The following is an 11,596-nucleotide window of genomic DNA, read 5'->3' as shown; positions in this document are numbered from 1 at the left end:
GGCGTGTCGAAACGAAAAAGCCAGCGCGATCGCGCTGGCTTTTTTATTTTCGATGGCGAGGACCGCTCAGCGGCCGTGCTGCTCGCGCCATGCGGCCGTGGCGGCGGCAAAGAAGTCGTCGCGATGTGCAATGTCGGCCAGTGTCGCGGGCAAGCCCAGGTGCAGGGCGGCCGCCTTCAGCGCGCCCAGCACGGCTTCTGGCGTACCCAGCGCTAGGGGCGCCGCGCCATTTTGCTTGCTGAGTTTCTCGCCGTCGTCGGCCATCACGAGCGGCACGTGGAGATAGCGGGGCGCCGGGGCGTCGAGGCACTCCTGAAGATAGATCTGGCGCGCCGTCGAATCGAGCAGGTCCGCGCCGCGCACGATGTCCGTGATGCCCTGATCCTCATCGTCCACCACCACGGCCAACTGGTAAGCCCACTGTCCGTCCGCGCGCTTGAGCACGAAATCGCCGACTTGCGTTGCCAGGTCCTGCGTTTGCGTGCCCATCCAGCGATCGTCGAAAGTCACGCGCGCCGCTTCGCCGTCCGGCACGCGCAGACGCCACGCTCGCGCGGGCTTGCCGTGCAGCCCGTTGCGGCAGGTGCCCGGATAGGCGAGCGTGCTGTGGCGGGCGTGGACGCGCGTGAGCGAATCGGCGATTTCGCGGCGCGTGCAGCCGCATGGGTAGACGAGTCCGCGCGCGGTGAGCGAGGCGAGTGCCGACGCGTACAGGGCGTGGCGCCGGCTTTGCCACACGATGGGCTCGTCCGAGTGCAGGCCCAGTCGCCCGAGGGTGGCGAGAATGTCGTCGGCCGCGCCCGGGACGCTGCGCGGCTCGTCAAGGTCTTCCATGCGCACGATCCAGACGCCGCCGTGGGCGCGTGCATCGAGCCAACTGGCCAGCGCGGTGACGAGCGAGCCGCGGTGCAGCGGCCCGGTGGGCGACGGGGCGAAGCGTCCCCGGTACGCGCGCGAGCCGGCCGTGCGCGTCGCGGGGGCTCGCGTCTGGCTGGACGCCGACGATGCCGCCACGTCGTCAGGGCCCCGTTGTCAGGCCGTCACCGCAGGAGCGGACGGAGCGGAGGGAGCGGCGGCCTCGCCTGCAGGCGGCGCGCCACGCCGGGTGCCGACGCATGCCGGGCAATGCTCCCCTTCGACATAATCGGGGCTGCGCTGGTCCTCCACGCTCACCACGGCACGGCAGGCAAAGCACTGCCGGGTCGCGGCAGGCGTCAGTTCGGGCGTGAGCGCTGTGCGGTAGTCGAAGACGAAGCAGTCGCCGCGATAGTGCGCCCCGCCCACGTCCTCGAAATACTTCAGAATGCCGCCATCGAGCTGATAAGTGTGTTCGAGGCCGATGTCGCGCATATAGATGGCGGCCTTCTCGCAGCGAATGCCGCCGGTGCAGAACGAGACGATGGTCTTGCCCTCGAAGTCGGCGCGATGCGCGGCAATGACTTCCGGGAACTCCGAGAACTTCGTCAGGCGATAGTCGACCGCATTGTCGAACGTGCCGACGTCCACTTCGAAGTCGTTGCGCGTGTCGAGCATCACGACCGGGCGGCCCTCGTCGTCATGGCCCGCGTCGAGCCAGCGCTTGAGCGTGGCGGGGTCGACGCCCGGTGCGCGCCCGTCGGCGGGCTTGATCACCGGCATCTTCATCGTGATGATTTCTTTCTTCTGGCGCACCAGCATGCGGCGGAACGGCTGCGTGTCCGAGAGGCTTTCCTTGACTTCGAGGTCGGCGAAGCGGGCGTCGGCGCGCAGGCTCGCGAGGAAGGCGTCGATGGCCGCGCGCGAGCCGGCGAGGAACAGGTTGATGCCCTCGGGCGCGAGCAGGATCGTGCCCTTCAGGGCGAGCGCCTGGCAGCGTTCGAGCAGTGCCGGACGCAGGGTCGCGATGTCGTCGAGCGTGACGAACTTGTACGCAGCGATATTGACGATGGACATGGCAACGGGCAAACGCAAAAGCGTGAAACGATAATCCGCCATTATCGCCGAAATTGCCGATATCGCGCCGGCTCGCCCCCGCGCGGCGCCGGTGGGCTTCGGTCCGGCGCCCAACCGTCATGGGGGGCGGGCGTCGCCTGTTCGGGTTCCGGCCCGGCTCACGCCGCGGGGCGGCGCACGTTGGCCTCCTTTCCGGGGCCCCGGCGTTCGTCAGGTGTTCCGTACCTCCCGGCACGGTCAATGCGAGGGCGTCGCGGTACAATACCGGCCATGTCAGAACCCCGCTTCGTCCACCTCCGTCTCCACTCCGAATACTCGATCGCCGATGGCATCGTGCGGCTCGACGACGTCGTCAAGGCCGCCGCCCGGGACGGTCAGGGTGCGCTCGCGCTCACCGACCTCGCGAACATGTTCGGCGCCATCCGTTTCTACAAGGAAGCTCGCGGCAAGGGCGTCAAGCCGATCATCGGCTGCGACGCCTGGATCACGAACCCGGCCGATCGCGACAAGCCGTCGCGGCTGCTGCTGCTCGCGCGCAACAGGCAGGGCTATCTGAATCTGTGCCAGTTGCTCTCCCGGGCGTGGCTGGGCAATCAGTGGCGGGGGCGCGCGGAGATCGAGGCGTCGTGGCTGCAGGCGGACGGTCTTGCCGCCGGCCTGCTGGCGCTGTCGGGCGCGCAGATGGGCGACATCGGCGCGGCGCTTGCCGCCGGCAATCCGGAACTGGCGCTGCAATGCGCCAGGCACTGGGCGGGCGTGTTTCCCGGCGCTTTCTACATCGAGTTGCAGCGAACCAGCCAGCCGGGCATGGAAGCGTATGTGCAGCAGGCCGTGCAACTGGCCGCGAAGGCGGGCCTGCCGGTCGTCGCCACGCACCCGATCCAGTTCATGAGCGCCGACGACTTCACCGCCCACGAAGCGCGCGTGTGCATTTCGGAGGGCGAGATCCTGGGCAATGCGCGACGCGTGCGTCGCTTCACGCCGGACCAGTGCTTCCGCACGCAGGACGAGATGATCGCCGCGTTCGAGGACGTGCCGTCGGCCATTGCCAACAGCGTGGAGATCGCCAAGCGCTGCAACCTCACGCTGGAGCTCGGCAAGCCGAAGCTGCCGTTGTTCCCCACACCGGACGGCATGTCGCTCGACGACTACCTCGTGCATCTGTCCAAGCAAGGACTGGAGACGCGCCTCGCGCAGCTCTATCCCGACGAGGCGGAGCGCGACAAGCAGCGTCCCGACTATTACAAGCGACTCGACTTCGAGACGGGCACCATCATCAAGATGGGCTTCCCGGGCTACTTCCTGATCGTGGCCGACTTCATCCAGTGGGCCAAGAACAACGGCGTGCCGGTCGGTCCGGGCCGCGGCTCGGGGGCCGGTTCGCTCGTCGCCTACGCGCTCGGCATCACCGATCTCGATCCGCTCAAGTACAACCTGCTGTTCGAGCGCTTCCTGAACCCGGAACGCGTGTCGATGCCCGACTTCGACATCGACTTCTGCCAGGACGGACGCGACCGCGTCATTCAGTACGTCAAGGAGAAGTACGGCGCGGACGCCGTGTCGCAGATCGCGACCTTCGGTTCGATGGCGGCCAAGGCGGCCGTGCGTGACGTGGGCCGCGTGCTCGACCTCGGCTACAACTTCGTCGACGGCATCTCCAAGCTGATCCCGTTCAAGCCGGGCAAGCACGTCACGATCGACGACGCGCTCAAGGAGGAGCCGCAGCTCGCCGAGCGTTACCAGACCGAGGACGAGGTCAGGCAACTGATCGAGCTGGCGCAGCGCGTGGAGGGCCTCACGCGTAACGTCGGCATGCACGCGGGCGGCGTGCTGATCGCCCCGGGCAAGCTCACCGACTTCTGTCCGCTCTACACGCAGGGCACCGGCGAGGACGCCAGCGGCGTGGTGAGCCAGTACGACAAGGACGACGTGGAAGCCGTCGGTCTGGTGAAATTCGACTTTCTGGGCCTGACCACGCTCACGATCCTGAACTGGGCCGAGCGCTACATCAAGCGCCTGCATCCGGAAATGGCGGACTGGTCGCTCGATCAAGTCTCGCTCACCGATCCGGCCGCCTTCAACATTCTCAAGAAAGCCAATACGGTGGCGGTGTTCCAGCTCGAAAGCCGCGGCATGCAGGGCATGCTCAAGGACGCGCAGCCCGACCGCTTCGAGGACATCATCGCGCTGGTGGCGCTGTATCGTCCGGGCCCGATGGACCTGATCCCGAGCTTCTGCGCGCGCAAGCACGGGCGCGAGAAGGTCGAATATCCGGACCCTCGCGTGGAGCCGGTGCTCCAGGAGACCTACGGCATCATGGTCTACCAGGAGCAGGTGATGCAGATGGCGCAGATCATCGGCGGATACTCGCTCGGCGGCGCCGACTTGCTGCGCCGCGCCATGGGCAAGAAGAAGGCCGAGGAAATGGCGCAGCACCGCGAGATTTTCGCGCAGGGCGCGGCCAAGAACGGTCTCTCGCGCGAGAAGTCCGACGAAATCTTCGACTTGATGGAGAAGTTCGCGGGCTACGGCTTCAACAAGTCGCACGCTGCCGCGTATGCCTTGCTGGCGTACTACACCGCGTGGCTCAAGGCGCACCATCCCGCCGCGTTCATGGCCGCCAACATGAGCTTGGCCATGGACGACACGGACAAGGTCAAGATTCTGTACGACGACTGTCTCGCCAACGGCCTGGGCGTGCTGCCGCCGGACGTGAACGTCTCGGCTTACCGCTTCGAGCCGGCCGACACGAAGACCGTGCGCTACGGTCTGGGCGCGATCAAGGGCAGCGGCCAGTCGGCCATCGAGGAGATCCTGCGCGCGCGCGAGGAAAAGCCGTTCACCGACCTGTTCGACTTCTGCGCGCGCATCGACCGGCGCGTGGTCAACCGCCGCACCATCGAAGCGCTGATTCGCGCCGGTGCATTCGACTCCATCCACGACAACCGCGCGCAGCTCATGGCGTCGGTGCCGCTCGCAATGGAAGCGGCCGAACAGGCGAGCGCGGCGGCCAACCAGGTAAGCCTGTTCGATCTCGGCGACGAGAGCCTGCAGGCGCCGCTGGAGCTGGCCGACGAACCGGCATGGTCCGACAAGCGCAAGCTCCAGGAGGAGAAGCAGGCGCTCGGCTTCTATCTGTCGGGCCACATGTTCGACGCCTATGCGGAGGAAGTGCGGCGCTTCGTGCGCACGCGTATCCGCGACCTCGGGGAAGGGCGCGACAAGCTCGTGGCAGGCGTGATCTCCAGCTTGCGAACGATGATGACGCAACGCGGCAAGATGGTCATCGTGCAACTCGACGACGGCACCGGCACGCTCGAGGCCACCATCTTCAACGAGCAGTTCGAGGCAAACAAGCATCTCTTCAAGGAAGACGAACTGCTGATCGTGCAGGGTAATGCGCGCCCCGACAGTTTCACGGGCGGCCTGCGCTTCACGACCGAAAGCGTGATGGACCTGGGCCGTGCGCGCGCGCGCTTCGCCCGCGCGCTCAAGCTCTCGTTCAATGGCAACGCCGACTGGACGCGTCTTCGCGCCACGTTGCAGCCGCACTGCACGATGTATCGCGTGGCTGCCGCGGCGAACCCGAGCGGCGGGTTCAATGGCGGAGGCGGAGGCGGGGGCTACGGCGGCAATGGGGGCAACAGCAACGGCGGCGGTTTCGGGCGCCGCAACGGCGGCAACGGCAACGAAGGCGGCGACAAGCAAAACGGCCTGCCGGTGCATATCGTGTATCGTCGCCCCGACGCGGAGTGCGAATCGCGTCTGGGCGACGACTGGAAGGTGCAGCCCGGCGACGAGTTGCTCGGCGAGCTGCGCCAGTGGCTCACGCCCGATTCGGTGCAAGTGGTCTACTGAGCCCATGGCGCGGCGAGCAGGCATGCCGCGGCGTGCCGACGGCGCGGCCAGCGTCATGTCATAACCCCGGCGTGGCGGACAGAAGCCGTCCACCGGACGATCCAACAAGAAGGAAACCCGGATGTTTTCCATCATTGTTCCGACGTGGAACAACCTCGCGTTGCTGCAACTGTGCGTGCGCAGCATCCGCCAGAACTCGAGCCGGCCGCATCAGATCATCGTTCACGTCAACGACGGCTCGGACGGCACGCTCGAGTGGGTGCGCGCCGAGGGGATCGAGCACACGGCGTCGCCGGATAATATCGGGATCTGCTATGCGGTGAATCAGGCGGCGGCGCTCGCGCGCGAAAAGTACATCGTCTACCTGAACGACGACATGTACTGCTGCCCCGGCTGGGACACCGCGCTCATCGAGCGGGCCGAGGCAATGCCGGACAAGGCGTTCATGCTCTCGGGCACGATGATCGAGCCGGTCGATACGGGCAACCCGTGCGTGCTGGTGCAGGACTTCGGGCGCGATGTCGATACTTTCGACGAGCAGGCGCTGCTTGCTGCTGTGCCGACCTACCGCAAGCCGGACTGGTTCGGCGCGACGTGGCCACCCACGCTCGTTCACCGCGACTGGTGGTTCCTCGTGGGCGGCTACAGCACCGAACTGAGCCCGGGCATGAGCAGCGACAACGATTTCTCCATGAAGATGTGGGGCGCCGGCGCACGCCGGTTCATCGGCGTCGGCGCGAGCCTCGTGTATCACTTCCAGTGCAAGAGCACGGGCAAGGTCGTGAAGAACGACGGCCGCACGCAGTTCCTGCGCAAGTGGGGCATGACGCAGTCGATTTTCGATCGCTACTACCTGCGTCGCGGTGTGCCGATCCCGGCCGGCAGCGACGGTCGCCTGGCCGAGCCGGTCGACGACGGCAAGCTGCGCTGGGCGCTGTTGCGCTCGCGGGTGAAGCGGGCGCTGGCGAAATAAGCGCGGCGGTACGTGCCTGCGCCCTGTCGGCCCCGTCGGCCGTTTCGACCCTGCCTGCCAAGCTGGCCAAGCCGGCCAAGCCGACCATCGGGCGCAGCGAGCGCCAGACACGAAAAAACGGACGCGTGGCGCGTCCGGTTTTGCATCCGAAGAAGGCGCAGGAAGGCAAGCGGTGCCGGCGTCAAACCTCGCCGCGTCGCAGCAGCGCGTACTTCAGAAAGGCGCTGCGAGCGTTCATGCGTGCGATGGCGGCGCCCGTGCCGCCGTCGAGAAACCCACCGCGCAGCACGTAGGTGCGAATGAACGCCCACCCGCCGTTGATCCACGGCTTGAGCGGCGAGACGCGCTTGCCGCGCAGCGCCATTTCCTTCGCGCCGGCGCGCGCATAGCGCTGTACCTTGTCCTCGACCTGCCGAGCCTCGGTATAGCTGTAGTGCAGGAGGTGGTGCGCGAGCGTGCCCAGTTCGCCGTCGACGATCACGCGCTCGTGCACGAGGTTGTCCGAAAAGCGCCCGGCCTCGCGGCGAAACAGCCGCACCACGTAGTCGGGATACCAGCCGCAGTGCCGCACCCAGTGGCCGAGGAACTGCGACAGGCGTGGCATGCGATAGCCCGCATGAGCGCCCCGGGCGAGCGCCGCGGCGATATCGGCGGCGAGCTCCGGCGTGACGCGCTCGTCGGCGTCGAGCGAGAGAACCCACGGCTGCGTCGCGTGAGACAGCGCGCGATTCTTTTGCGGGCCGAAGCCCGGCCAGTCGGGCGTGACGTGGACCTGCGCGCCGGCCGCCCGGGCGATGTCGGCCGTACCGTCGGTACTCGCGTTGTCGACCACCACGATCTGCGACGCGAACGCACGCACCGACGCGATGCACTCGGCGATGTTATGCCGCTCGTTGCGCGTGAGGATCGTCACGGTGAGCGGCAGTTGCGGCGCCTGCGGCGCAGGCGAAGTAGCTTCGGTCATGAATACTCGCGAAATGACGGCGTCGACCTGGCGCTGAGGCGCTCGCCACATGCCTGCCCGTGCCGGCTAGGCGTTGAGCAACGCCACGAGCGCTTCGCCGTAGCGTTCGATCTTCGCCTCGCCCAGTCCGGTGATGTCGGCGAGACCTTCGCGGTGCCGGGGGCGGCGCTGGGCCAGCTCGCGCAGCGTCCGGTCATGAAGGATAACGTAAGCGGGCACCTGTTGCGCCTTGGCAATGTCCTGGCGCCATGCTCGCAGCTTGTCGAACAGTTGCTGATCGGCGGGATCGAGTTCTATGGCCGGCGACGACGCATAGCCGGCAAAGCGGCCTTTCTTGCCCGTTGCCGCGCGCTGGCGCCGCAACGACAGCGTGGTCTCGCCCTTGAGCACGGGGCGCGCCGCGGCATTGAGCGTCAGCGCGCCGTACTGGCTGCTGTCGGGCTCGATGATGCCGTGTGCGATCAGTTGGCGAAACACCGAACGCCAGCCCTGATCGTCGAGTTCGCCGCCGACACCGAAGGTCGGCAGATTCTCGTGGCCGAACTGACGCACCTTGTCCGTGCTGCGCCCGCGCAGGACGTCGACCAGGTGCCCGGCGCCGAAGCGCTGCCCGGTGCGCAGGATGGCCGAGAGCGCTTTTTGCGCGGCGACGGTGCCGTCGTAGACTTCGGGCGGATTGAGGCAGACGTCGCAGTTGCCGCACGGCTCGCTGGCCTCGCCGAAGTACGAGAGCAACACGGTGCGGCGGCAGCGCGCCGCTTCGCAGTAGCCGAGCAGGGCGTCGAGCTTCTGGCGCTCGATGCGCTTTTGCAGCTCCGAGGCATTCGATTCGTCGATCCGGCTGCGATGGACCACGACGTCGTTGAGTCCGTAAGTCATCCAGGCTTCGGCGGGTTCGCCGTCACGCCCGGCGCGACCCGTCTCCTGGTAATAGGCCTCGAGGCTCTTGGGCAGATCCAGATGCGCGACAAAACGCACGTCCGGCTTGTCGATGCCCATGCCGAACGCCACCGTGGCGGCCATGACGAGTCCTTCCTCGCGCAGGAACCGCTGCTGGTGAGCGCGCCGCACTTCGGCGTCGAGTCCGGCGTGGTACGGCAGCGCCGCAATGCCCTGCGTTTGGAGCCACGCGGCCGTTTCTTCCACTTTCTTGCGCGACAGGCAGTAGACGATGCCCGCCTCGCCGCGATGCCGTGCGAGAAAGGCCAGCAGTTGCCTGCGCGGATTGTCGCGATCGACGATCTCGTAGCGAATGTTCGGCCGATCGAAGCTCGAGACGAACACACGCGCTTCGGTCAGGCCCAGCCGTGTCTGGATTTCGTCGCGCGTGGCGGCGTCGGCCGTGGCCGTGAGCGCGATGCGCGGCACCCGCGGATAACGCTCGTGCAGCGCCGAGAGCTGGATGTATTCGGGACGGAAATCATGCCCCCACTGCGATACGCAATGCGCTTCGTCGATGGCGAAGAGTGCGAGCTGTGCGCGCTCGTCGAGGCGGTCGAGCAGATCGAGGAAACGATCGGTCAGCAAGCGCTCGGGCGCGACGTAGAGCAAGTCTAGCTCGCCGCGTGCAGCCCGGCGCTCGGTGTCGAGCGCCTCGTCGAAACCGAGACTGGAATTGAGGTAGGCGGCGCGCACGCCCGCCTGCAGCAGGGCGTCGACCTGGTCCTGCATGAGCGCGATGAGCGGCGAGACCACGATGCCGATACCAGGGCGCAGCAGGGCGGGAATCTGGTAGCAGAGCGACTTGCCGCCGCCCGTGGGCATGAGGACGAGGGCGTCGCCCCCGCCGGCCACATGGTCGACGATGGCGGCCTGATCGCCACGGAATGCGTTATAGCCGAATACGGTACGGAGGACTTCGAGTGCGCTTGCCATGGCCGGGAGTATACCGGTTCCCCCGGCGCTCCGGCGCGCCGGAATCCCCGAAAAGCCCGAGGCTCGCGGCGATGGCGGAGAATTTCGCGGCGGCCTCCGAGCCGCGCCCGGGCGCGGCCCGACGCGGGCGTCCGGTACGTTAGAATAGCGGTTTTTCCGCCGTCCCCCATCTCCATGAGCGCACCGCACAAGCCCGCCGGACCGATTCTGCGACGTCTGCTGGGCTATCTTCAGCCGTACTGGCACATGGGCCTGCTGGCCGTCATCGCCATGGCGCTCGTCGCGGGGACCGAAGCGGCCATTCCGGCGGTCCTCAAGCCAGTGCTGGACAAGGGCTTCTCGGGCGGCGATCCGTGGAAGCTGTGGTACGTGCCGGCCGCGGTGATCGGCCTTGCCATCGTGCGCGGGCTGGCGCAGTACGCCGCCAACTACATGCTCTCGTGGGTCTCCAACCGCGTGCTGCTGGATCTGCGCGTGCGAATGTTCGAGCGTCTGCTGCACGCGCCCGCGGCCTACTATCAACGCGAGACGACCAGCACCCTCATCAACGCCATCGTCTACGAAGTCAACCAGGTGCTGGGCGTGCTGACCACGGTGCTGATCACGCTCGTGCGCGACTCGCTCACCGTCGTCGGCCTGCTGGGTTACCTCTTTTACCTGAACTGGCGCCTCACGCTTGTCGTCGCCGTCATTCTGCCGCTCATCGGCTGGCTCGTCGGCAAGATCAACCGGCGCCTGCGTCGCCTGAACCGCGAGCAGCAAACGCTCACCAATGCGCTGTCGTATGTCGTCGAAGAAGCGGTCGGCGGCTACAAGGTCGTGAAGATCCACAATGGCGAAGAGTATGAGAAGACGCGCTTCGACAGGATGACCAGCCGGCTGCGCGGCTACGCCATGCGCGTGACGGTCTCCGGCGGCCTGGCGCAACCGGTCACGCAGGCGCTGGCGTCGCTCGCGCTGGCCGTCGTGATCACGGTGGCGATGATCGAATCGTCCTCGGGCGAGATGACCGTGGGCGGCTTCACGGCGTTCGTCACCGCGCTGCTGCTCGTGGTCTCGCCGCTCAAGCACCTGATGGACGTCAACCAGCCGCTGCAGCGCGGCGTGACGGCTGCCGAGCTGATTTTCGACGTGATGGACGTCGAGCTCGAGCCTGCCGGCGGCGAGCGCACACTCGAGCGGGCGAAGGGCCGCGTGACGTTCGATCAGGTGAGCTTCCACTACGGCGCAAGCGAGCGTCCGACGCTCGACAGGATTTCACTGAACGTGGCACCCGGCGAGATGGTCGCGCTCGTCGGCCCGTCGGGCAGCGGCAAGACAACGCTCGTCAACCTGGTGCCGCGGTTCTTCGATCCGAGCGCCGGCCGCATCCTGCTCGACGACATTCCGCTCACGGAGCTTCGCCTGGCGGACCTGCGCCGTCAGATCGCCTTCGTGAGCCAGGACGTGGTGCTGTTCAACGACACCGTGGCGGCGAACGTGGCGTATGGCCAGGAAATCGACCTCGCGCGCGTGCATGCGGCGCTGCGTGCGGCCAATCTGACCGATGCGGTCGAAGCCATGCCCGAGGGCGTGCAGACGCTCGTGGGCGATAATGGCATGCGCCTGTCGGGCGGTCAGCGTCAGCGCCTGGCCATTGCGCGCGCCATCTACAAGGACGCCCCGATCCTGATTCTCGACGAGGCCACGTCGGCGCTGGACTCGGAGTCGGAGCGCCATGTACAGGCGGCGCTCGAAGTGTTGATGGAGGGACGCACCACGCTCGTGATCGCGCACCGTCTGTCCACCATCGAGCGAGCGGACCGTATCGTCGTGCTGGAGCACGGCCGGATCGTGGAGCAGGGGTCTCACCAGGAACTGGTGGCGCACAATGGCCTTTACGCCCATCTGCACCGCATCCAGTATGCGCAGCAAGCGCAGGAAGCCTGACGCGCGACGCGCTGCCGCGCCCCGGCACGTTGTGTCGAGACGTCGGCCCGGTCAGCGTCCTGTCA

At 67.0% G+C, this 11,596-nt stretch carries 7 protein-coding genes; 3 read left to right on the top strand and 4 right to left on the bottom strand.

The genetic code is table 11. The features are described from left to right. Positions 1 to 66: 66 nt before the first annotated feature. Together gluQRS and CDN36_RS03955 are read right to left on the bottom strand one after the other, a co-directional pair. Positions 67 to 1,014 (bottom strand): tRNA glutamyl-Q(34) synthetase GluQRS, encoded by a 948-nt coding sequence (gene gluQRS / locus CDN36_RS03960; protein ID WP_287496040.1) that lies wholly within the window; start codon positions 1,012 to 1,014, stop codon positions 67 to 69. An 18-nt stretch (positions 1,015 to 1,032) separates the two neighbouring features. After that, the gene (locus CDN36_RS03955; protein ID WP_287496039.1) at positions 1,033 to 1,932 is read right to left on the bottom strand and encodes a sulfurtransferase; all 900 of its coding nucleotides are present in this window, start codon (positions 1,930 to 1,932) and stop codon (positions 1,033 to 1,035) included. A 261-nt stretch (positions 1,933 to 2,193) separates the two neighbouring features. Here CDN36_RS03955 and dnaE point away from each other — a divergent pair, with 261 nt between their 5' ends. Further along, complete coding sequence (gene dnaE / locus CDN36_RS03950; protein ID WP_287496150.1) at positions 2,194 to 5,790, top strand: DNA polymerase III subunit alpha; 3,597 nt, start codon at positions 2,194 to 2,196, stop codon at positions 5,788 to 5,790. Positions 5,791 to 5,911: 121 nt separating this feature from the next. Continuing rightward, positions 5,912 to 6,763 carry a glycosyltransferase family 2 protein gene (locus CDN36_RS03945; RefSeq protein ID WP_287496038.1) on the top strand — a complete coding sequence of 284 codons (852 nt, stop codon included), beginning with the start codon at positions 5,912 to 5,914 and terminating at the stop codon, positions 6,761 to 6,763. Between the two features lie 181 nt (positions 6,764 to 6,944). Here the strand turns inward: CDN36_RS03945 and CDN36_RS03940 are convergent, their stop codons facing one another. Further along, a complete protein-coding gene (locus CDN36_RS03940; protein WP_287496037.1) occupies positions 6,945 to 7,727 on the bottom strand; it encodes a glycosyltransferase family 2 protein in 783 nt (260 codons plus the stop codon). A gap of 66 nt (positions 7,728 to 7,793) precedes the next feature. Further along, positions 7,794 to 9,602: a DNA helicase RecQ gene (gene recQ, locus CDN36_RS03935; RefSeq protein WP_287496036.1), complete on the bottom strand. Its 1,809-nt coding sequence runs from the start codon at positions 9,600 to 9,602 to the stop codon at positions 7,794 to 7,796. A 174-nt stretch (positions 9,603 to 9,776) separates the two neighbouring features. Between recQ and msbA the strand changes: the two genes are divergently transcribed. Next, the gene (gene msbA / locus CDN36_RS03930) at positions 9,777 to 11,531 is read left to right on the top strand and encodes a lipid A export permease/ATP-binding protein MsbA (protein WP_150556395.1); all 1,755 of its coding nucleotides are present in this window, start codon (positions 9,777 to 9,779) and stop codon (positions 11,529 to 11,531) included. The last annotated feature ends 65 nt before the right edge of the window (positions 11,532 to 11,596 follow it).

Source organism: Pandoraea sp. CB10b_02 (assembly GCF_002216225.1).
Classification (GTDB): Bacteria; Pseudomonadota; Gammaproteobacteria; order Burkholderiales; family Burkholderiaceae; genus Pandoraea; species Pandoraea nosoerga.
The sequence above is the reverse complement of the archived record's forward strand: the minus strand, read 5'-3'. Positions and strand labels throughout refer to the sequence as shown.

Bases quoted from the DNA above. Each gene is read 5' to 3' on its own strand.
- CDN36_RS03955 (WP_287496039.1), bottom strand. From the start codon at position 1,932: ATGTCCATCGTCAATATCGCTGCGTACAAGTTCGTCACGCTCGACGAC.
- CDN36_RS03945 (WP_287496038.1), top strand. From the start codon at position 5,912: ATGTTTTCCATCATTGTTCCGACGTGGAACAACCTCGCGTTGCTGCAA.
- CDN36_RS03940 (WP_287496037.1), bottom strand. From the start codon at position 7,727: ATGACCGAAGCTACTTCGCCTGCGCCGCAGGCGCCGCAACTGCCGCTC.
- recQ (WP_287496036.1), bottom strand. From the start codon at position 9,602: ATGGCAAGCGCACTCGAAGTCCTCCGTACCGTATTCGGCTATAACGCA.
- msbA (WP_150556395.1), top strand. From the start codon at position 9,777: ATGAGCGCACCGCACAAGCCCGCCGGACCGATTCTGCGACGTCTGCTG.